The organism is Mesorhizobium sp. M1006 (assembly GCF_040318825.1).
Classification (GTDB): domain Bacteria; phylum Pseudomonadota; class Alphaproteobacteria; order Rhizobiales; family Rhizobiaceae; genus Mesorhizobium.
The window spans coordinates 113,524-134,293 of record NZ_JAMYMZ010000011.1; the positions used below are offsets into that span (position 1 = coordinate 113,524).

Annotated in this window: 16 protein-coding genes and 1 pseudogene; 11 read left to right on the forward strand and 6 right to left on the reverse strand. The window is 62.9% G+C overall.

The genetic code is table 11. The features are described from left to right. Nucleotide 1: 1 nt before the first annotated feature. The 8 genes from NKH60_RS13395 to lpxB all read left to right on the forward strand — a co-directional run bounded on the left by NKH60_RS13395 (nt 2) and on the right by lpxB (nt 9,261). A complete protein-coding gene (locus NKH60_RS13395; protein ID WP_352448820.1) occupies nt 2-835 on the forward strand; it encodes a phosphatidate cytidylyltransferase in 834 nt (277 codons plus the stop codon). 104 nt (nt 836-939) lie between these two features. Next, complete coding sequence (gene rseP, locus NKH60_RS13400; RefSeq protein WP_352448821.1) at nt 940-2,082, forward strand: RIP metalloprotease RseP; 1,143 nt, start codon at nt 940-942, stop codon at nt 2,080-2,082. Nucleotides 2,083-2,299: 217 nt separating this feature from the next. Beyond that, the gene (gene bamA, locus NKH60_RS13405) at nt 2,300-4,654 is read left to right on the forward strand and encodes an outer membrane protein assembly factor BamA (protein ID WP_352872411.1); all 2,355 of its coding nucleotides are present in this window, start codon (nt 2,300-2,302) and stop codon (nt 4,652-4,654) included. 179 nt (nt 4,655-4,833) lie between these two features. Next, nucleotides 4,834-5,892, forward strand: coding sequence for a UDP-3-O-(3-hydroxymyristoyl)glucosamine N-acyltransferase (lpxD, locus tag NKH60_RS13410; RefSeq protein WP_352474278.1), 1,059 nt, complete (start codon nt 4,834-4,836; stop codon nt 5,890-5,892). Further along, complete coding sequence (gene fabZ, locus NKH60_RS13415; protein ID WP_352502391.1) at nt 5,885-6,349, forward strand: 3-hydroxyacyl-ACP dehydratase FabZ; 465 nt, start codon at nt 5,885-5,887, stop codon at nt 6,347-6,349. Before lpxD ends, fabZ begins: the two co-directional genes overlap by 8 nt. A 13-nt stretch (nt 6,350-6,362) precedes the next feature. Beyond that, complete coding sequence (lpxA, locus tag NKH60_RS13420) at nt 6,363-7,196, forward strand: acyl-ACP--UDP-N-acetylglucosamine O-acyltransferase (protein ID WP_352474276.1); 834 nt, start codon at nt 6,363-6,365, stop codon at nt 7,194-7,196. 6 nt (nt 7,197-7,202) lie between these two features. Continuing rightward, nucleotides 7,203-8,105 carry an LpxI family protein gene (locus NKH60_RS13425; RefSeq protein ID WP_352872413.1) on the forward strand — a complete coding sequence of 301 codons (903 nt, stop codon included), beginning with the start codon at nt 7,203-7,205 and terminating at the stop codon, nt 8,103-8,105. Further along, entirely contained in the window at nt 8,095-9,261 is a 1,167-nt protein-coding gene (gene lpxB / locus NKH60_RS13430) for a lipid-A-disaccharide synthase (RefSeq protein ID WP_352872415.1), read from the forward strand. The genes NKH60_RS13425 and lpxB overlap by 11 nt, the downstream gene beginning before the upstream one ends. A gap of 132 nt (nt 9,262-9,393) precedes the next feature. Here the strand turns inward: lpxB and gltA are convergent, their stop codons facing one another. Further along, nucleotides 9,394-10,722, reverse strand: coding sequence for a citrate synthase (gene gltA / locus NKH60_RS13435; RefSeq protein WP_023674946.1), 1,329 nt, complete (start codon nt 10,720-10,722; stop codon nt 9,394-9,396). Nucleotides 10,723-10,901: 179 nt separating this feature from the next. Then, nucleotides 10,902-12,323: a glutamate--tRNA ligase gene (gltX, locus tag NKH60_RS13440; protein WP_352474272.1), complete on the reverse strand. Its 1,422-nt coding sequence runs from the start codon at nt 12,321-12,323 to the stop codon at nt 10,902-10,904. 96 nt (nt 12,324-12,419) lie between these two features. On the opposite strand from gltX, the gene NKH60_RS13445 reads away from it, so the two are divergent. Continuing rightward, entirely contained in the window at nt 12,420-14,885 is a 2,466-nt protein-coding gene (locus NKH60_RS13445; protein WP_352872418.1) for a ComEC/Rec2 family competence protein, read from the forward strand. Here NKH60_RS13445 and lexA read toward each other — a convergent pair. Beyond that, a complete protein-coding gene (gene lexA, locus NKH60_RS13450) occupies nt 14,879-15,613 on the reverse strand; it encodes a transcriptional repressor LexA (protein WP_023674949.1) in 735 nt (244 codons plus the stop codon). The two genes, NKH60_RS13445 and lexA, sit on opposite strands and share 7 nt — an antisense overlap. A gap of 447 nt (nt 15,614-16,060) precedes the next feature. Here lexA and kynU point away from each other — a divergent pair. After that, nucleotides 16,061-17,308, forward strand: a pseudogene (gene kynU, locus NKH60_RS13455) (kynureninase). A gap of 95 nt (nt 17,309-17,403) precedes the next feature. After that, nucleotides 17,404-18,234, forward strand: a complete 831-nt coding sequence (locus tag NKH60_RS13460; protein ID WP_352872420.1) for a hormone-sensitive lipase — start codon at nt 17,404-17,406, stop codon at nt 18,232-18,234. Between the two features lie 7 nt (nt 18,235-18,241). On the opposite strand, the gene NKH60_RS13465 is transcribed toward NKH60_RS13460, so the two are convergent. From NKH60_RS13465 to trpC, 3 genes are read right to left on the reverse strand one after another with little or no spacing between them, the layout of a single operon-like run. After that, complete coding sequence (locus NKH60_RS13465; protein WP_352872422.1) at nt 18,242-19,447, reverse strand: molybdopterin molybdotransferase MoeA; 1,206 nt, start codon at nt 19,445-19,447, stop codon at nt 18,242-18,244. Then, on the reverse strand, nt 19,447-19,953 hold the full coding sequence (gene moaC, locus NKH60_RS13470) for a cyclic pyranopterin monophosphate synthase MoaC (RefSeq protein WP_352872424.1): 507 nt from the start codon (nt 19,951-19,953) through the stop codon (nt 19,447-19,449). The genes NKH60_RS13465 and moaC overlap by 1 nt, the downstream gene beginning before the upstream one ends. A 2-nt stretch (nt 19,954-19,955) precedes the next feature. Continuing rightward, nucleotides 19,956-20,768: an indole-3-glycerol phosphate synthase TrpC gene (gene trpC / locus NKH60_RS13475; protein ID WP_352872426.1), complete on the reverse strand. Its 813-nt coding sequence runs from the start codon at nt 20,766-20,768 to the stop codon at nt 19,956-19,958. Between the last annotated feature and the right edge of the window lie 2 nt (nt 20,769-20,770).

Here is a 20,770-nt window from a genome sequence, read left to right on the forward strand (position 1 = left end):
AATGAGCAACCTCCAACTCCGGGTCATTTCGGCCGTCGTGCTTGCCATCGTCACGCTTGCCCTGACCTGGCTCGGCGGACTGTCCTTCCGGTTGCTTTGCGCCGCCATGGCGGCGGTGATCTTCTACGAGTGGACGCGGATGAGCCGCCCCGTTGCCCCGGCAGGTGCTGGTGCTACGGCAGGTCTCGGCTTTCTGCCCGAGGCGCTGATCGTGGTCTTTATTGGTGCCCTCGTCGCCGGCCTGCCTGCGTCTTTGCTGCTGCCGCTCGTCGCGGCTCTGGTTGCTGTCACTGCCGTCGCTTCTTCCATGCGCAGGGCAGGACCGTGGGAAGCATCCGGCCTTGCCTATGCGGCCGTGTCCGGCTTGTCGCTGGCCTTCTTGCGTGACGGCGACCATTCAGGGCTGCTGGCCATTCTGTTCCTATTCGCCGTGGTTTGGGCGACCGATATCTTTGCCTATTTCGTCGGCCGCTCCATCGGTGGTCCAAGGCTGGCGCCGTCGATCTCGCCGGGCAAGACGCGGAGCGGGGCGCTCGGTGGGTTGGTCGGCGGCGTAGTGGCCGGGCTGCTTCTGGCCGCCGTAGCCGGAACGGGCAACCTCGTCGTGCTTGGCGTGGTCGCACTGGTGCTTTCGATTGTCGCGCAGGCCGGCGACCTGTTCGAATCATGGGTCAAGCGACGCCACGGCCGTAAAGATTCCGGCACGCTGATACCCGGCCATGGCGGCATCATGGATCGGGTAGATGGGCTTGTCGCGGCGGCTTTCGCCCTATACGTCATCGGCTGGATTTCCGCGACCGCCGACCATCCGGCACAGGGGCTGTTTCCGGTTTGAACGGCATCGTCGGTGGGCCGACGCGGGGCTGCGTCATGGATTCGCCTGGATTGATGTCACAGTCGCGGCGTGATCTGTGCCGTGGATGAATTTGAGGGCATGAATTGAACGAGATTTTTCACGCGGTTTTCAGCACAGAGGGCTTTGTCCTCGGCACGCTGGTGCCTTTCCTGTTCGTGCTGACCGTGGTCGTTTTTGTCCACGAAATGGGCCATTACCTCGTCGGGCGTTGGTGCGGTATCGGCGCAAAAGCCTTTTCGATCGGTTTCGGCCCAGAGATCATCGGCTTCAACGATAGCCGCGGCACGCGCTGGAAGCTTTGCGCCATACCGCTCGGCGGCTACGTCAAGTTCGTCGGCGACATGAACGCGACGTCGAGCCAGCCCAGCTCGGAGGAGATCGAGGCACTGAGCGACGAAGAACGCAAGGTGGCCTTCCACACGCAGCCGATCTGGAAGCGCGCGGCGACCGTCGTGGCGGGGCCGCTGTTCAACTTCCTGCTGACGATCGCCGTCTTTGCCGTGCTGTTTTCCGTCCATGGCCGCCCCGTGCTGGAGCCGATGGTGGCTGAGGTCACCGTCGGCAGTCCGGCCGCCGCGGCCGGCATCATGCCCGGCGACCGATTCGTCAGCGTCGACGGCAGCAAGGTCGAGACCTTTGCCGACGTCCAGCGTCTGGTCTCTGGCCGCGCCGGCGACAGCATTACCTTCGTCATGCTACGCGGCGGCAAGGAAATCACCGTCACGGCGACGCCGCGCTTGATGGAACAACAAGACGCACTGGGCAACAAGGTCCAGGTGGCCGTGATCGGCGTCGTCAACAACAAGGAACTCGGCCAGCCGCGGCTGATCACCTATAGTCCGGCCGGGGCGGTCGGGGCAGCGGTCCAGGAAACCGGACACGTCATCCAGCGTACCGGCCAGTTCCTGCAACGTTTCGTTGTCGGTCGCGAGGACAAGTGCCAGCTGGGCGGCCCCATCAAGATCGCCAAGATGTCGGGTCAGGCGGCAAAGCTCGGCTTTGAATGGCTCGTGCAGCTTGTTGCATTCCTGTCAGTCGGGATAGGGATTCTCAACCTTTTGCCGATTCCCCCCCTCGACGGAGGGCATCTTCTGTTCTACGGCGTGGAGGCTGTCATCCGGCGGCCGGTGTCCGAACGCATGATGGAAATGGCTTACCGAAGCGGCCTCATATTGGTGCTCGGGTTCATGGGCTTTGTTTTCTGGAACGATCTGTTTGGGTGCTGAAATCATGAAGGAATTTGGCTTCGGCACGAGCAATGTTGAGACGCCGTTTACCATGCGTGGGGATATGCGTGACGCGAAAGCCACGCCGCAGGGTTAAGTAAATACAAATTAACCAGAAGCCTTGCGTGTAGGGAAAATCCGGTTAATACGGTAGGGGAAATTACCGCACGTCCGGTTTTCTCGCCGTGGGGACTTCGAGAAAAGGTACAAAAGCCCGATGAAGGCAGCATCCAAGTTTCTGAGCGCCGCGTCCGCGGTGGCTATGTCCGCCGCTCTGGTTGTACCAGGCGCGCTCGCAGTGCAGTTCGTTGCCACATCGGCCGCCGAGGCGGCTGTCGTCTCCAGAGTCGAAGTCACCGGCAATCAGCGTGTCGACGCGGACACCATCCGCAATTACGTGACGATCAAGCCCGGCAAGGCGTTTTCCAGTTCGGATATCGACGATGCGGTCAAGGCGCTGTTTGGCACCGGGCTGTTTTCGGATGTGCAGATCAACCAGGTCGGATCGACGCTGGTCATCCAGGTGTCCGAATACCAGGTCGTCAACCAGGTGCTGTTCCAGGGCAACAAGAAGCTCAAGGACAACGCGCTTGAGGCCGCGGTGCAATTGAAGCCGCGCGGCACCTTCTCGCAACAGCAGCTCGATGCCGATGTCGAGGCGGTCAAGGCCGCATACCGGCGTATCGGCCGCGACGATGCCGCCGTGACCACCCAGATCATGGATCTCGGCGACAACCGGGTAAACGTGGTCTTCAACATCAACGAAGGCGGCCGCACCCAGATCGCAGCGATCAATTTCGTCGGCAACAGCGCCTATTCGAGCCGCCGGCTGTCGGACATCATCTCCACCAAGCGTTCGTCCTTCCTGTCGTTCGTGCTGCGCGACGACGTTTATGACGAGGACAAGCTGCGCGCCGACCAGGAGCTGCTGCGCCGCTTCTATTATAATCACGGCTATGCCGACTTCCAGGTCGTCTCGGCTGTCGGCGAACTCGACGACACCACCAACAAATACACCGTCACCATCACGGTACAGGAGGGCGAGCGTTATACGTTCGGGGATGTCAGCGTCGAAAGCACGATCCCCGAGGTCGACGCCAAGTCGCTTGAATCGGTGGTCGAGACCCACAAGGGCGATGTCTACAACGCCAAGAACGTCGAGGACACGATCATCGCCTTGACCGAAAAGGTCGCTGGATCCGGCTATGCCTTCGCCCAGGTGACGCCGCGCGGCGACCGCAACTTCGAGAACCACACGATCTCGGTCGTCTATACGGTCGACCAGGGTACCAAGGCCTATATCGAGCGCATCGAGATTCGCGGCAACGATCGGACGCGCGACTACGTCATTCGCCGCGAGTTCGATGTCAGCGAAGGCGATGCTTTCAATCAGGTCCTCATCCAGCGCGCGAAGAGGCGGCTGGAAGCGCTCGATTATTTTGAAAAAGTCGAAATTTCCACCGTTCCGGGTTCTGAGCCGGACCAGGTTGTGCTGGTGGTGGATGTGGTCGAGAAATCAACCGGTGAGTTCACGGTCGGCGCCGGTTATTCGAGCGGCGGTGAAACGTCAGGTCCGTCCGTCGAAGGTTCCGTCAGTGAGCGCAACTTCCTCGGTCGCGGCCAATTCATCAAGGTGGCGGCGGGCGGTGGCAAGAACTCGCGCGACTACAGCTTCTCTTTCACCGAACCCTATTTCCTCGGCCGCCGGATCGCGGCCGGCTTCGACATCTACAAGCAGAGCCGAAACTACGACCATTACGACAGCGACACGACAGGCGCGACCGTTCGCTTCGGCCTGCCGATCACAGACAATATCTCGACGCAGCTGGCTTATAATATTGCGCAAGAGAAGTACGAGTTCGACGAGGGCTGTGACCCAAGCGCCGGTTGCAACGTCTCGCAAGCGATTGTAAACGGCGTTGAAGAGAGCCCGTGGCTCAAATCGTCGGTCAGCCTCGGCCTGGTCTACAACACCATCGACGACATGAAGAACCCGCATGACGGCCTCTATGCCAATGTCGGCACGGAAGTAGCCGGTCTCGGCGGCGACGCCAAATTCATAAAGGTCACGGCCCGCGGCAGCATTTATCAGACGCTGTCCGAACAATTGGACCTGGTGGGCCTCATTTCGGGCGGCGCCGGCCATGTCCAAGGCTATGGCAACGGCGATCTGCGTGTCTTCGACCATTTCCAGAGCAGCGACCGCATGATCCGCGGTTTCGAATACGGCGGCATCGGCCCGGTGGCATCTGGCCCCAGCGGTGATCACCTCGGCGGCACCACCTACTTCAATGCCTCGGCGGAAGCCCAGTTCCCGCTGCCGGTCATCCCGGAAAGCTTCGGCTTGCGTGGCGCTGTGTTCGCCGATGCGGCGACGCTCTATGGCAGCAAGCTCGCTAGTGGCCTTGTCGACACGTCGACTACCGGTATGGAATGGCGCGCTTCCGTCGGTGTCGGTTTGATGTGGGCATCGCCTTTCGGCCCGATCCGCATCGACTATGCGATCCCGGTCAAGAAGGAAAAGACCGACGACGTGCAGGAATTCAACTTCGGCATATCGACCCGCTTCTGATGTGCGGGCAATGATGCTTCCGGCTCGTTTGGATCCGGATGGCAGTGATCCGACACTACAGCGCAGCGCGTCCTATCGGACGCGCAAAGGACGTTGTAGCATTTTGATTTGCGCATGATCCTTTCCGAGGGTCGATTTCCGATTTCGGGGTCATGCGCTAGCTGGATATTGCTTCTGGAATGACCGATCCGGTGTTCTTCGCGCCCTCACGCCGGTATACGGCCGGCGAAGTCGCGAATCTGACCGGCTCGACGCTTGTTGATTCCGGTCTCTTCGATGTATCGATCGAGGCTCTGGCGCCCGCCAACGAAGGCGGCGAGAACGCCCTTGTCTTCGTCGATGGCAGGCGCAATTTCGCCCTGATGCAGTCACTGCGGGCGGCGGCGGTTCTCTGCCCTGCCGAATTTGCCGGCAAGGCGCCGGCGGGCATCGCGGTGCTGGTGCATCCGCGCCCGCAGCAGGCCTTCGCAATGGTCGGGCGTCTGCTTTTTCCGGCCGCTGCAACGCCTGGACCGATGACCGGCGAAACCGGTATCTCGCCGCACGCCCATATCGATGCGACCGCCCATGTCGAGGCCGGTGCGATCATCGAAGCGGGTGCGATCATCGGACCTCGCGCTGCCATCGGCAGCGGGACCGTCATTGCCCCGCATGCGGTCATCGGTCCGTCCTCGCAGATTGGCCGTGACGGCTATGTCGGTCCAGGTGCCAGCGTGCAATATGCGTTGATTGGCAATCGCGTCATCATCCATGGCGGTGCCAGGATCGGCCAGGATGGCTTCGGTTTCGTGGCCGGCGCCAAGGGTCCGGAGCGGGTTCCGCAGATCGGCCGTGTCATCATCCAGGACGACGTCGAGATCGGGTCGAATACGACCGTCGATCGCGGCGCCATGTCCGACACGATCATCGGCCAGGGCACCAAGATCGACAATCTGGTGCAGATCGCGCACAACGTTCGCATCGGCCGCAATTGCATTATAGCCGGGCTTTCGGGTATTTCCGGTTCCGTGACGGTAGGCGACAACGTCACCATGGGTGGCGGTGTCGGCCTTGCGGATCATTTGACCATCGGGTCCGGGGCCAAGCTTGCGGCAAGAAGCGGGTTTATGAGCAATGTGCCTGCCGGTGAGATTTGGGGAGGATATCCGGCGCAGCCGATGGCGGAAGCCATGCGCGAGATAGCGGCCTTGCGCAGACTTGCACGGACGCGCAAACAGGGTGAGGGGGGAAATGGCTGACATCGCGGCGGCGACGCTCGAAGCGGTTGACATAATGCGGCTGATGAAGCTCCTGCCGCACCGCTATCCGTTCTTGATGATCGACCGTATTGTCGACATAGATGGCGACGAATCCGCCGTCGGCATCAAGAACGTCACCATAAACGAGCCGCATTTCCAAGGTCATTTCCCCGACCAGCCGGTCATGCCCGGCGTGCTGATCATCGAGGCGATGGCGCAGACGGCCGGCGCCATCTGCATCCGCAGCCTTGGTACGGAAAAGCCGTCGCTGGTTTATTTCCTGACCATCGACAATGCCAAGTTCCGGAAGCCGGTCGTTCCAGGCGACCAGCTGAAAATTCATGTGAAGAAAATCAAGAAACGCGGCAATCTTCTCAAATTCGCTTGCGAGGCCCTCGTCGATGGCGCCAAGGCGGCGGAAGCCGAGATCTCGGCGATGATGGTCGCAAGCGGCTGATAAACGAATGCTAATGAAAATCCAGACAGTCATCCATCCATCCTCGGTCATCGAGGCAGGCGCCCAAATCGGCGAAGGCGCCCGCATCGGGCCCTTCTGTCACGTCGGCCCCGACGCCGTGATCGGCGACCGCGTCGAACTGGTCAGCCATGTCTCGGTGATTGGCGCGACCACCATCGGTGCATCGACCAAGGTCTATCCGATGGCGATACTGGGCGGGCCGCCGCAGAACACCAAGCACAAGGGCGGCCGTACCACGCTGGTGATCGGCGAGAACTGCACGATCCGCGAAGGTGTCACCATGCATGTCGGCACCGATTCCAGCCGCGGCGAGACGACGATCGGCGACAACGGCAATTTCCTTGCCTATGCCCATATTGCCCATGACTGCGTGGTCGGCAAGAACGCCACCTTCGCCAATCAAGCGACGTTAGGCGGGCATTGCGAAGTCGGTGACAATGTCTACATCGGCGGCCTTACCGCGGTTCATCAGTTTGTCCGCATCGGCGATAACGCCTTTCTCGGCGGTTGCTCGGCGATCGTCGGCGACGTCATTCCTTACGCCATCGCCGTTGGCAACCGTGCCAGCCTTCGCGGCCTCAACATCATTGGCCTGAAGCGCGCCGGCCTGCCGCGTTCGGAGATCCACTTGCTGCGCAAAGCCTACAAGACGATCTTCGATCGCTCCCGGACCGTCGGCGAAAACATCGAATTTGCCAAGGCGGAATTCGCCTCGTCGCCGACTGCCATGAAGATCGTCGACTTCATCGCCGGTCGCGGCAAGCGGCACTACGCCGTGCCGTCCCTCAAGGGTAGCGACGGCGACGATACCGATGATGAAGACTGAGGGCAGATGACGAAGATTGAGGCTGCCGGAAAAGGCCTTGATCTCGCGCCAGATGCCAAGGTCGGCATCATCGCCGGCGGCGGCAGTCTCCCGGTCGAAATTGCCCGAGCGCTCGCCCGGCAAGGCAAATTGCCCTTCGTCGTGATGGCGGCCGGCGAGGTCGATCGCATAGCCGATTTCGAGCCCTATGAGCAGGCAACCTTGAGGCTGGAAGACGTCGGCTCGCTGCTGCCGATCCTTAAGCGGCACCACGTCACGCATCTCGTAACCGCGGGTCATATCACGCGCCGCCCCAGGCTGAGCGCCATGCGCCTCAATTTGGGCCTGCTTGCGTGGCTACCCAGCCTCTTCGTCGGTGTAACCCGGGGGGACGATACGGTGCTGAAACTGTTCGTGCGCAGGATCGAGCGCAGCGGCATCAAGGTCATCGGCGCTCACGAGATCGTGCCGGAGCTGGTCGCCGCCGAAGGCCTGCTGACCAAGGCGGCGCCACGCAAATCCGACTGGCGCGACATCGAGGCGGCGCACGCGGCGGCAAAAGCCATCGGCGTGCTGGATATCGGCCAAGCGGCTGTTGCGGTCGGCGGCCGCGCCATTGCGTTGGAAGGCGTCGAAGGCACCGACGGGCTGCTCGAGCGGACAAGGGAGTTGCGCGGGCACGGCAGGCTGGCCGGCGGGAGCCGCGGTGTTCTGGTCAAATGCGCCAAGCCCGGTCAGGAACTGCGTGCCGATCTGCCCTCCATCGGCCCGCTGACCGTCGAGGCGGCGCATGCCGCCGGACTGGCCGGCATTGCCGTCGAAGCCGGTCGCTCGCTGGTGCTCGAAGGTCCCGCCACCATCGGACGTGCCAATGCGCTCGGCCTGTTCGTGATTGGCCTGCCTGCTACGGAGCCGGCGCATGGCGAATGAGCGGCCGTTGAAGATAGCCGTCGTCGCCGGCGAGGAGTCCGGCGACCTACTTGGCGCCGACCTTGTGCAGGCGCTCAAGCGCATGACCGGGCGCGAAGTTCGGCTTGTCGGCATCGGCGGCCGCCATTTGCAGGCGCTCGGCCTGGCGCCATTGTTCGACGGCAGCGAGATCGCACTGATGGGGCTTAGCGCCATCCTGCGCGACCTGCCGCGCCTGATGCGGCGGATCGGCCAGACGGCAAACGCGAGTGCCGGTGAAAAGCCCGATTGCCTTATCACCATCGACAGTCCGGATTTCTCGCTGCGCGTCGCCAAGAAGGTGCGTGCCGCCGATCCGACTATCCCGATCGTCCACTATGTCTGCCCGAGCGTGTGGGCGTGGCGGCCGGGCAGGGCGGCGGCGATGAAGCCATATGTCGATCACATTCTTTGCATCCTGCCGTTCGAGGTGAAGGAACTCGCTCGCCTGGGCGGGCCGCCCGGCACCTATGTCGGGCATCGCCTTGCACACGATCCGGGCATAATCAGTGCCGCCAGGGCGCAGGCGCAGCCGCGTGACCTGTCCGCAGATCACGTCAAAACGCTGCTTGTACTGCCAGGTTCGCGTCGTGGTGAGGTGCGACGCATGGTCGGGCCGTTCGGCGAGACGGTGTCGATCCTGCGGGCGCGCGGGCACCGCTTGCGCCTGCTGTTACCGACGGTGCCGCACGTCGCCGACCTGGTCAGGACCTCGGTCGCGAGCTGGGACGAGAAGCCGGAGGTCATCCTTGATGCCGAACGCAAATGGCAGGCCTTCGGCAAGGCCGATGCGGCGCTGATCGCGTCGGGGACGGTATCGCTGGAACTGGCACTGGCGAGTGTGCCGATGATCTCCTGCTACCGGCTCGATCCGGTCATGCGCATGGCGCAGCCGCTGATCAAAGTATGGAGCGCAGCCTTGCCCAATCTCATTGCCGACCGGCCGGTTGTGCCGGAACACTACAATCAATATGTGCGGCCGGATTATCTGGCGCGGCAGTTGGAAGCGCTGTTCTCCGATACCGCCTACCGCACCTGGCAGAAGCACGGTTTTGCCGACATTGCCGGGCGTATGGCAACCGCCAAGCCGTCAGGCGAGATTGCCGCGGGTGTGGTGATGGGGATGGTGAGGAAGTGAGTGAATTGTGAATAGTGAATTGTGAATAGTGGTTTCTATGGACAGGGAGCGACGCTTCGCTACTCCCATTCACCATTCACCATTCACCATTCACCATTCACCATTCACCATTCACCATTCACCATTCACCATTCACCGCTTCGCGATTGGTACGTAGTCTCGTTCCGGCGCGCCGGTATAGAGCTGGCGCGGGCGACCGATCTTCTGGTGCGGGTCCTCGATCATCTCCTTCCACTGCGCGATCCAGCCGACGGTGCGGGCGACCGCGAACAGCACGGTGAACATGGTGGTGGGAAAGCCCAGCGCCTTCAGCGTGATGCCGGAATAGAAATCGACGTTCGGATAGAGCTTCTTCTCGATGAAATAGGAATCGGTCAGTGCGATCCTTTCCAGCTCCATGGCGATGTCGAGCAGTGGATCGTCCTTGATGCCGAGCTCGCCCAGGACCTCGTGCGCGGTCTTCTGCATGATCTTGGCGCGCGGATCGTAATTCTTGTAAACGCGGTGGCCAAATCCCATCAATCGGAACGGATCGTTCTTATCCTTGGCGCGCGCAATGAATTCCGGGATGTGATCGACATGACCGATCTCGCCCAGCATGTTCAGGGCTGCCTCGTTGGCGCCGCCATGTGCGGGACCCCACAGGCAGGCGATGCCGGCAGCGATACAGGCAAAAGGATTGGCGCCCGACGAGCCGGCCAGGCGGACGGTCGAAGTCGAGGCGTTCTGTTCGTGATCGGCGTGCAGGATGAAGATGCGCTCCATCGCGCGGGCCAGCACCGGATTGATCTTGTATTCCTCGCAAGGCACGGCGAAGCACATATGCAGGAAATTGGCTGCGAAATTCAGCTCGTTCTTCGGGTAAATGAATGGCTGGCCGATGTGGTATTTATAGGCCATCGCCGCGATCGTCGGCATCTTGGCGATCAGCCGCATTGACGCGACCATGCGTTGATAGGGGTCCGAGATATCGGTGGAATCGTGATAGAAGGCCGACAGCGCGCCGACCACGCCGCACATCACCGCCATCGGATGCGCATCACGGCGGAAGCCGGTGAAAAAGCGCGACATCTGCTCATGCACCATAGTGTGGCGCGTCACCCGGTAGTCGAAATCGTCCTTCTGCGCCTTGGTCGGGAGTTCACCATAGAGCAAGAGATAGCAGACTTCGAGGAAGTCGCCGTGCTCGGCCAATTGGTCGATCGGGTAGCCGCGGTGCAAAAGAATGCCGGCATCGCCATCGATGAAGGTGATTTCCGATTCGCAGCTCGCCGTCGACGTAAAACCGGGATCGTAGGTAAAGACGCCGGCGGTGTTGTAGAGCGAACCGATATCGATGACGTCAGGTCCTACCGAACCACTTCGTATCTTGAATTCATGGGTTTTGCCGCCGAGTTCCAGCTTGGCCGTCGATGCCTGGGTTTTGCCGCCAAATTCCATTTTTGTCGCAGGTTCGGTCATAGCAAACTCCTTTTTGTTTCCTCAGGCCGGCAAAGGCAAAATATCTGAACCCAACACGTCAAAAGCATCGGAATACGCACATTTGCGCCCGCAATTGAATCTGCGCGGCAGATTAGGCCAAGACCCAATGTTGCACTGCGAAACACACCTTTCAATGCCAATCTTCTTGGGCCAGTTTGCTAATCGATTTGATCAGCGATCCGCGCCAGGCTTTCCTCGCGGCCAAGCACGGCAAGCACATCAAAGACACCTGGCGAGGTACTTTTGCCGGTGAGCGCGGCGCGCAAAGGTTGGGCCACGGCGCCGAGTTTATGGCCGGCGGCCTGCGCATAGTCGCGGATCGCGGCTTCGGCTGAGGCGGCAGACCACTCCGAAACCGTGGCTAGTGCCGCATGAGCGCCCCGCAGGATCGCGCGCGCCTCACCGCTGAGCAGCGCCGCCGCCTTCTCGTCGACCGGCAGCGGCCGTTCGACGAAAAGGAATGCAGCCCCTTCAACAAGTTCGACCAGCGTTTTGGCGCGCTCCTTCAGGCCCGGCAACGCGGCAAGCAGTTGCGCCCTGCGTCTGTCGTCGAGGCGAGCGGCGATTGCCGGGCCGCCTTCTAGATAGGGCAGAGTGGCGATGAAGATGTCGAGCAGCGCCGCGTCGTTCATCCGGCGCATATGCACGCCGTTAAGCGCCTCGAGCTTGGCGAAGTCGAAACGGGCGGCGCCCTTGTTGACGTCGCCAATGTCGAACCATGTAATCATGTCGGCGATCGACATGATCTCATCGTCGCCGTGGCTCCAGCCAAGCCTCGCCAGATAGTTGAGCAGCGCCTCCGGCAGGTAGCCCATGGCGCGATAGGCTTCGACGCCAAGCGCACCGTGCCGCTTCGACAGCTTGGCGCCGTCGGCACCGTGGATCAACGGGATATGCGACATCGACGGCACCTCCCAGCCCATGGCGTGATAGATTACGGTCTGGCGTGCGGCGTTGGTCAAATGATCGTCGCCGCGGATGATGTGGGTGATGCCCATGTCGTGATCGTCGACGACGACGGCATGCATGTAGGTGGGATTGCCGTCCGAGCGCAGAATAATGAAATCGTCGAGATCCTTGTTGGGAAAGCGCACGTCGCCCTGGACGCGGTCATGCACCACCGTCTCGCCGTCTGTCGGCGCCTTGATGCGGATCGCCCCCTTGGCGCCGGGCGGCGCCTCCGACGGGTCGCGGTCGCGCCAGCGCCCATCATAGCGGGGCGGAAGCCCCTTGGCTCGCGCTGCCTCGCGCATCGCCTCCAGCTCCGCCGGCGTCGCGTAGCAGTAATAGGCCTTGCCCACGCGCACCAGCTCCTCGGCCACCTCGCGATGGCGCGGCGCGCGCTCGAACTGCGAGACAGGCGCGCCGTCCCAGGTGAGTCCGAGCCAGGAAAGCCCGTCGAGAATGGCTGCCGTCGCCGCATCCGTCGACCGCTCACGGTCGGTATCCTCTATACGCAGCAGCATCGTGCCGCCCGTGTGCTTGGCGTACAGCCAGTTGAACAGCGCCGTGCGCGCGCCGCCAATGTGCAGATAGCCGGTGGGCGAGGGGGCAAAACGGGTGACGACCTTATCGGGCATGGAACTCTCAGGCGGGCGAAGGAAGTGGGTTTGCGGACTTTCGCGCGTTGCGCGTTCATGTAGCATAGGAGGTCGAGGGCGCAAGGGGCAGACCCGATGGCTGTGCGAGGCCGTGGTGCGGGCGAGGGCGAGGACGTTGGCAGCGACGTCAGCGAACGCTTGCTGTTTGCCGCTCCCCCGCCTGTCCTGCCGGCACCGGCATTGCTACCTGCTCCGCGCTTCGATGCTCCGTCGCTGCCGGCCAGCGACCCAGCAACGGTTCTCGTGCCCGCGGGCGAGCCTATCGTACGCCTGCGCAGGCGTTTCCGCCTCCCGTCACCGTCCCGTATCCGCAACAGCGTAACCACAGCGGCCGGTCTGGAACTCGACCGCGGCATCGCCTTCCTGCTGGTGCCGGTGTTCCTCGCATGCGGGGTGGTCGTTTATTTCGGGCTGTCGGTGGAGCCGGCCTTTCCACAGCCGATCGCAATCGCGCTCCTCGCGACCCTTTGTGCCGTCGTCTCGCGGTCATGGCCCAGGACGCGCCTGTGCTTCATGGTGGCGCTGCTCTACGCGCTTGGCGTACTTGCCGCCAAGTTCGAGACATGGCGTGTCGGAACGCATATGCTCGGCTCCGAAATCTCGACGCGGCTGACGGGTCGCGTCGTATCGTACGAGCCCATGGCGAGCGGCCGCATCAGGCTGACAATCGATGTGATCTCAACGGCCAGGCCGACACTGCGCTACATGCCGGAACGGGTCCGCGTTTCGGCGATGAAGATACCGGCTGAGCTGACCGCCGGTTCCGAGATCACCGGCTATGTGCGGCTGCTGCCGCCGACCGGCCCGGTGCGGCCCGACAGCTATGATTTCTCGTTCGACAGCTATTTCGCCGGTATCGGCGGCAGCGGCTTTTTTCTCGGCAATCCGAAAGTCGTGTCGTCGGGCAGCATGCCGCTTGCCGCGCAGCTTTCTTCCGCGATCGAAGACGCGCGCGAATCCATCGCCGACCATATCCGCAGCCGCATCGGCGGTGCCGAGGGCGAGATTGCTGCTGCGCTGATCGTCGGCGTGCGCGCCGGCATTCCCGAGGAGATCAACGAAGCGATGCGGCGCACCGGCATCTACCACATCATCTCTATCTCGGGGCTGCATATGGCGTTGGTCGCCGGCACCATCATGGCGCTGCTGCGGGGTGCCTTTGCGCTGTTTCCCGATTTCTCATCGCGACGGCCGGTCAAGAAATATGCCGCGGCCGCCGCGCTTTTTTCGATTGCGGCCTACCTCGTCTTTTCCGGCATTGTCGTGGCGGCCGAACGCAGCTTCATCATGCTGGCGGTGATGCTTATCGCCGTGCTGTTCGACCGGGCCGCGCTCACCATGCGCAACCTGGCGATCTCGGCCATCGCGGTCATCCTGGTGTCGCCGCACGAGGTGGTCGGTCCGAGTTTCCAGATGTCCTTCGCCGCGACGGCGGCCCTTGTCGGCGCCTATGCAGGCTGGTCCGATTACCGCGCCGGCAGGGCCACCACGCCGCCGCCGCGGCAGTCGCCGCTACGCTTTGCCACTCGAAAGGTCCTGCTGGGCATGTGCGGTCTGGCGATGACCTCGATCATTGCAGGGAGCGCCACGGCGCTTTTCGCCATATGGCATTTCCAGCGCGTGGCGCCGCTCAGCCTGTTCGCCAATCTGGCCATCATGCCCATCGTGTCACTGGTCGTCATGCCCTTCGCCGTTCTCAGCGCGCTGGCGATGCCGTTCGGTGCGGATGGCCCTTTTCTCTATGTCATGGGCAAGGGGCTGACGGCGATGATCGCCCTGTCCGGGTGGATCTCGGAGCGCTCGCCGATCGATGCGGTCGGGCTGATTTCGCTGAGATCCGTCCTTCTGGTGACGATCGCCCTCGTCATTGCCAGCATGGCGACGACGTGGTTGCGGCTGGCGGCACTTCCTTTTGCGCTCGCCGGCTTGCTGACGACAACGCAGACACGCATACCCGACGTATTGGTCTCGGAGGACGCACGGCTGGTCGCGCTGCCGATCGGCAGCGGTGAACTCGCGGTCAACCGGGCACGCCCGAATGAGTTCACCATCGACAACTGGAAACGCGCGCTCACATCAGAGGCTATCGTCGCGCCGGAAACACCTGGAAAGAACGACCCGCAATTCGACATTGCCGATCCGGCCGACCTACCGCCGGGCATGCCGTTCATTTGCACGGACGGCCTCTGCCTTGCCAGGCATCCATCCGGCGCGATCATCGCGCAAGCCAAGGACCGCGATACTGCGCGGCCAGCCTGCGCCTTTGCCAGCTTGATCGTCATCGACGACGCCACCGCCCATAACCCCTGCTACTACGACCGGCTGGTCCTCGTCGTCACCAAACGGCAACTGGCGCGCGCGGGAAGTGCCGCCGTCTATTTCGATCCACAAGCGGCAACACGCGCCGAGATCCGCTTCGCCGTCGAAAAATCATACCGGCCCTGGCACGTGCAGCGGAAATTTTCACGCGCGGCACGGGGCCTGCCGCCATACCGCCGGGCCGACAACCCCAAAGCCGGCGCCAAGGGCGGAGCTCAGTAGCGGCGGATCAGTCCGACGAGCTTGCCCTGCACCTTGACCCTGTCTGGTCCGAAGATGCGCGTCTCGTAGGCCGGATTGGCGGCTTCCAGGGCGATCGAGGCGCCCTTGCGGCGGAACCGCTTCAGCGTCGCTTCCTCCTCGTCGACCAGTGCCACCACGATCTCACCGGGGCTCGCCGTATCGGCATTGCGGATGATCACCGTGTCGCCGTCGAAAATGCCGGCCTCGATCATCGAATCGCCTTTGACCTCAAGCGCATAATGCTCGCCGCCCATGATCATATCCGGCGGCACCGAAATCGAATGCGTCTGGTGCTGGATGGCGTCGATCGGCACACCGGCAGCGATGCGGCCCATCACCGGGATCGAAACGGCGGCGACGACATCGTCGTCATTTCCGGCTGCGGGCACGCGCGACGATGTCGGCTTGCCTTGCCGAGGGGCGCCTTGCCCAAGACTGCCCTGGATGACACTCGGCGAGAACTTGCGTGCCGCATTGAGGCCGGGGGCGATCGAGTCAGGCAGGCGTAGCACCTCCAGCGCACGGGCCCGGTTGGGCAAACGGCGAATGAAGCCGCGCTCCTCCAGCGCCGTAATCAGCCGGTGGATTCCGGATTTGGAAGCCAGGTCGAGCGCTTCCTTCATCTCGTCGAATGAAGGCGGGATACCGCTTTCCTTCAACCTTTCGTGGATGAACATAAGCAGTTCGTGTTGTTTGCGTGTCAGCATAGCGACCCCCAACAGAATCAGAAAAACAAACCCAGAACAAACACTATCTGTTCCAGTTGTGTTCCGCAACTGTTTAAAGTTTAATGAATGCGTTAAGGCTCGGGAAACAAACGACGTCCCCTACCGGCGTACCGCATTTTCACCGCCGCGAGCCTCATCGCCTTGATTCTGCTTTCGTTTGCGCCCTTCTGGCCTCCTAGAAGGCAGCACTGGCATCGGCCGTCGGTCGGCAAAAGGCACGGAATTGAACCCGTATCGACTGTGCGGTTTGGTCGATGCACCGTGAACGAAACGAACTCAAAACGCCAACCTGGGGTTAAGTCCCAGTTTCCACCGCCTGGTCAGGCTGCTTCTCGCCGGTGGAGCCTTGCTGCGCGCAACCAGGTAGTGGAAGAACAGTCGATGCGTGTCCGGCGTTGCGTTGGATCTTGGGGGAGCAGACAAATCATGACAGGAATTCCCGATCTCGTGGCCATAAAGGCGATGGATGCCGCGGATCCGCTGCGCGCGATGCGCGACCGCTTTGTGTTGCCGCAAGGAGTGATCTATCTCGACGGCAATTCGCTAGGAGCTGCTTCACGTGCCGCTTTCGATGAACTGCACAAGGCCGCGACCGAAGAATGGTCGCATGATCTCATCCGCGCATAGAACACGGCCGGCTGGTTCAACATGCCGCTTGAACTTGGCGACCAGCTCGGGCGCCTGATCGGTGCCGCGGCCGGCCAGACGGTGGTCTGCGACACGACATCGGTCAACATCTACAAGCTGCTGCACGCCGCCATGGCCATGCGACCGGAGCGGCAGGTCATCGTCGCCGAGGGCGATAGTTTTCCGACGGACCTCTACATGGCCGAGGGTGTGGTTTCGACGCGAAAAGATACGCTGCTGCGCCTCTCGGGGGTCGACGCGCCGACCATCGAAGAGCTGATCGACGAACGCACCGCCGTGGTGCTGGTCAACCACGTCAACTATAAGTCGGGCGAACTGCGCGACATGCCGGCGCTGACGCGCAGGGCTCAGGAAGCCGGGGCGATGATCGTCTGGGATCTCTGCCACACCGCCGGCGCGATGCCAGTCGAGCTCGACAAGGCAAACGCCGATTTTGCCGTTGGCTGCACCTACAAATATCTGAATGGCGGCCCGGGCGCGCCTGCCTTCATCTATGCGGCTGAGCGGCATCTTTCCTACATCCAGCAGCCGCTCACCGGCTGGTGGGGCCATGCACGGCCCTTCGCCTTCGAGCCAGGCTATGCGGCCGGCACCGGCATCCGCCGGTTTCTGTGCGGCACGCAGCCGGTCTTGTCGATGCGCACGCTGAAGGGCGCGCTCGACATCTGGAACGATGTCGACATGACGGCGGTGCGCAAGAAGAGCATCGCGCTGGCGGATCTGTTCATCGAGCTTGTCGAGGCAAAGTGCGGCACTTACGGGCTCACGCTCGAAAGCACGCGCGATGGGGAAAAACGCGGCAGCCAGATTTCATTCATGCATGAGCATGGCTACCAAGTCATGCGCGCGCTGATCGAACGTGGCGTGATCGGCGATTTTCGCGCGCCATCGACCATGCGCTTCGGCTTCACCCCGCTCTATATCGGCTACGCCGATGTCTGGCAGGCCGTCAAAGTGCTTGAGGACATCCTGCACACCAGTGCGTGGAAGGATGCGCGCTTCGCCATCAAAGCAGCTGTCACTTGAGATTGATGCGAGAGCTGGAATCGTGAGGCTGGCGACGACGCGCCGCGCGATGCTTACGGCTACGTTGCAAGGCCATATGCCAAGGAGGGCGCAGGGTGTTCGAACGTCACATTGCCGATTGGGACAACGCCTATGCCAACGGCGCCAACATAGCCGGCAGCGATCGCTGGCCGGCGGCCTGGATCGAGCCCGCGCGGGTTTTCCGCGACGTGCTTTCGACCGAGGGCAGGGCGCGGCTCGACATGGCCTATGGCGACAACCCACGCAACCGGCTCGATCTTTTCCTGCCGGCCATCAAGCCCAAGGGACTCGTGGTGTTCGTCCATGGCGGCTACTGGATGGAATTCGACAAGAATTTCTGGTCGCATCTTGCCGCTGGCCCTGTTGATCGCGGCTATGCGGTGGCGATGCCGTCCTACACGCTCTGTCCGCAGATACGCATTGGCGGCATCGTCAAGGAAGTCGGCGCGGCGATCGGCAAGGCGGCGGCGATGGTTGCAGGGCCGCTGATGCTGACCGGGCACTCGGCCGGCGGCCATCTTGTTAGCCGGATGGTTACGGCGACGACGCCGCTGGCGACCGAAGTGGTCCGGCGCGTTCGTCATGTGGTGTCGATCTCGGGGGTGCACGATTTGCGCCCGATCATGCGCACCGGCATGAACGAGACGCTGGCGATCGATGAGGCCGAGGCGCAGGCCGAAAGTCCGGTGCTGCTGCGCCCGATGGACAAGGCCCGCCTGACCTGCTGGGCCGGTGGCGGCGAGCGCGCCGAATTCCTGCGTCAGAGCGCGTTGCTGGCCAACATCTGGATCGGCCTGGGTACCGCGACCAGCTCGGTGGTCGAGCCTGACCGGCATCATTTCAACATCATCGACGGTTTGGCCGATCCAGACCATCCGCTGACCCGGACCTTGATTTCGGAGTGAGGCAGGTTCAGCGTAGCATCAGTACGTCGCAGGGGGAGCCCGCCGCCGCGGCAGGCGCGAACGGCGCGCGAACGATCAGCCCGTCGGCATCGGCCAGCATTTTCAGCATCGAGGAGTCCTGGATGCCGAACGGCGTCGCCACGGGCGTACCGGCGTCATCTATGACAACAGCCCGCACATAATCTTGCCTGAGATCATTGGCCGGCATGGCGGCACCGAGCCGTGCCCGACGTATATCCTGCTGAAAGGCGCGGCCGCCGAGCCGCGCCAGCAGCGGCTTCAGGAAGAGCTGAGTGCAGACCAGGCTTGCCACCGGATTGCCGGGCAGGCCGATGCAGCGAATGTCTCCCAGCCGCCCGAACATCAGTGGCTTGCCCGGCCGCATGGCGATCTTCCAGAAATCGAGCGTCATGCCTTGCCCGGTCAGCACCTCATGGACGAAGTCGTGGTCACCGACCGAGGCACCGCCCAGCGTGACGATGACGTTCGCGCCAGCCTTCACGGCCTTTTCAACCAGCGCAGCGATCGCCTCCCTGCGGTCCGGCGCGATGCCAAGGTCGAGCGCGCGCGCACCGACCGACTGTGCGGCAGCGGCGACACCATAGGCGTTGGAGGAGATGATCTGGTCGGGGCCAAGATCGCTGCCCGGCGGCAGTAATTCGTCGCCGGTGGCGATGATGGCCACCAGCGGCCGTTTGACCACGCGCACCTCGGGGTGATTGGCCGATGCCGCCAGCGACAAGGCCGCCGGGTCGAGCAGGCGGCCTTTGGGCAGCAGGACATCGCCCTTGGCGAAATCGAGCCCGAGGCGGCGGATGTTGCGCCCCTGCACCGTCCGTTCCGTCACTTCGACGCTGCCGCCACCGAGATCGCGGACGTTCTCCTGGATGACGATAGTGTCGGCGCCTTCGGGAAGCGGCGCGCCGGTAAAGATGCGCACGGCCTGCCGCTGCTGCACCGTTCCGGCAAAGCCGCGTCCGGCCGGCGCCATGCCGACCACCGAAAGCCTTGCCGGTACGGACGCGATATCGGCCGCCCGCACGGCATAGCCGTCCATGGCGGAGGCGTTGAACGGCGGCTGGGTGCGGAGCGCCACAACCGGCTCCGTCAGCACGCGGTCGGCGGCATCCAGCAGTGCGACGCGTTCGCCCGGCAGCGCTGCTGCGCCGTCCAGCAGGCGCTCGAGCGCCTCGGCAACTGGGACCAGCGCCATTATCGGCCTGCCTCGGTGGCCCCGTCTCCGGTGATCTTGTAGTCGCCGGATTTGCCGCCGGTCTTTTCGACCAGCCTGATGCCGGAGATGACCATGGCGCGGTCGACCGCCTTGGCCATGTCGTAGATGGTCAGGCAAGCGACCGAGACGGCACTCAGAGCCTCCATCTCAACGCCGGTCTTGCCGGTGACGCGGGTCAATGCTGTCACCTTCAGGCCGGGCAGCGCGGCGTCCGCCTCGATATCGACAGATATCCTGGTCAGCAGCAGCGGATGGCAAAGCGGGATCAGTTCATGCGTCTTCTTGGCCGCCATGATGCCGGCAATGCGCGCGGTGCCCAGCACGTCGCCCTTCTTGGCGTCGCCGGCGAGGATCATGTCCAGCGTCTCGGGCCGCATCGCGACAAAGCCTTCTGCGACTGCCGTGCGCACCGTCACAGCCTTGTCTCCGACATCGACCATGTTGGCTTCGCCCTGCGCGCCAAGATGGGTGAGGGCGGCCGCCATCCTCAAACGGCCTCCGCCGGCGCCTTGCCCGTCAACAGCAGGCGCGTTGCCGCGGCCACGTCCTGCTGGCGCATCAGGCTCTCGCCGACCAGGAAAGTCGCAATTCCGCTCTGCTCCAGCCGGCGGCAATCGTCGTGGGAAAAGATACCGCTTTCGCTGACCAGATGGCGGTCGGCCGGCACCATCGCTACCAGCCGCTCCGAGGTCTGCAGGCTGGTTTCGAAGGTCCGGAGATTGCGGTTGTTGATACCGATCAGCCGCGACGACAGCTGCAGCGCGCGTTCCATTTCAGCCTCGTCATGCACTTCGACCAGCGCGTCCATGCCGAGCCCGAACGCTGTCGCTTCGAGTTCTCTTGCCAACGCGTCGTCGACGCTGGCCATGATGATCAGGATGGCATCAGCGCCCCATGCCCGGGCCTCGTAGACCTGATAGGGGTCGAACAGGAAATCCTTGCGCAGGGCAGGCAACTCGACGGCAGCGCGCGCAGTGGTGAGGAATTCGGGCGCGCCTTGGAAGGAGGGTGCGTCGGTCAGCACCGAAAGGCAGGCGGCACCGCCCTTCGCATAGGCCCTGGCCAGCGCCGGCGGATCGAAATCGGCGCGGATCAGGCCTTTGGATGGGCTAGCCTTCTTGATTTCGGCAATCAGCGCGAACCCGCCGGATTTGCGCGTTGCTTCAAGGGCGGAAAGAAAGCCGCGCGGCGCGTCGGCATCCGTCGCCCGTGCCTTGATCTCGGCCAATGACACGCGTGCCTTGGCCGCCGCGATCTCGTCGCGCTTGTAAGCCTCGATCTTGCGCAGGATGTCGGACATGG

Coding starts and splice junctions, on each gene's coding strand:
- NKH60_RS13395 (WP_352448820.1), top strand. CDS start 2: ATGAGCAACCTCCAACTCCGGGTCATTTCGGCCGTCGTGCTTGCCATC.
- bamA (WP_352872411.1), top strand. CDS start 2,300: ATGAAGGCAGCATCCAAGTTTCTGAGCGCCGCGTCCGCGGTGGCTATG.
- lpxD (WP_352474278.1), top strand. CDS start 4,834: ATGACCGATCCGGTGTTCTTCGCGCCCTCACGCCGGTATACGGCCGGC.
- fabZ (WP_352502391.1), top strand. CDS start 5,885: ATGGCTGACATCGCGGCGGCGACGCTCGAAGCGGTTGACATAATGCGG.
- lpxA (WP_352474276.1), top strand. CDS start 6,363: ATGAAAATCCAGACAGTCATCCATCCATCCTCGGTCATCGAGGCAGGC.
- NKH60_RS13425 (WP_352872413.1), top strand. CDS start 7,203: ATGACGAAGATTGAGGCTGCCGGAAAAGGCCTTGATCTCGCGCCAGAT.
- lpxB (WP_352872415.1), top strand. CDS start 8,095: ATGGCGAATGAGCGGCCGTTGAAGATAGCCGTCGTCGCCGGCGAGGAG.
- gltA (WP_023674946.1), bottom strand. CDS start 10,722: ATGACCGAACCTGCGACAAAAATGGAATTTGGCGGCAAAACCCAGGCA.
- gltX (WP_352474272.1), bottom strand. CDS start 12,323: ATGCCCGATAAGGTCGTCACCCGTTTTGCCCCCTCGCCCACCGGCTAT.
- NKH60_RS13445 (WP_352872418.1), top strand. CDS start 12,420: ATGGCTGTGCGAGGCCGTGGTGCGGGCGAGGGCGAGGACGTTGGCAGC.
- lexA (WP_023674949.1), bottom strand. CDS start 15,613: ATGCTGACACGCAAACAACACGAACTGCTTATGTTCATCCACGAAAGG.
- NKH60_RS13465 (WP_352872422.1), bottom strand. CDS start 19,447: ATGGCGCTGGTCCCAGTTGCCGAGGCGCTCGAGCGCCTGCTGGACGGC.
- moaC (WP_352872424.1), bottom strand. CDS start 19,953: ATGGCGGCCGCCCTCACCCATCTTGGCGCGCAGGGCGAAGCCAACATG.
- trpC (WP_352872426.1), bottom strand. CDS start 20,768: ATGTCCGACATCCTGCGCAAGATCGAGGCTTACAAGCGCGACGAGATC.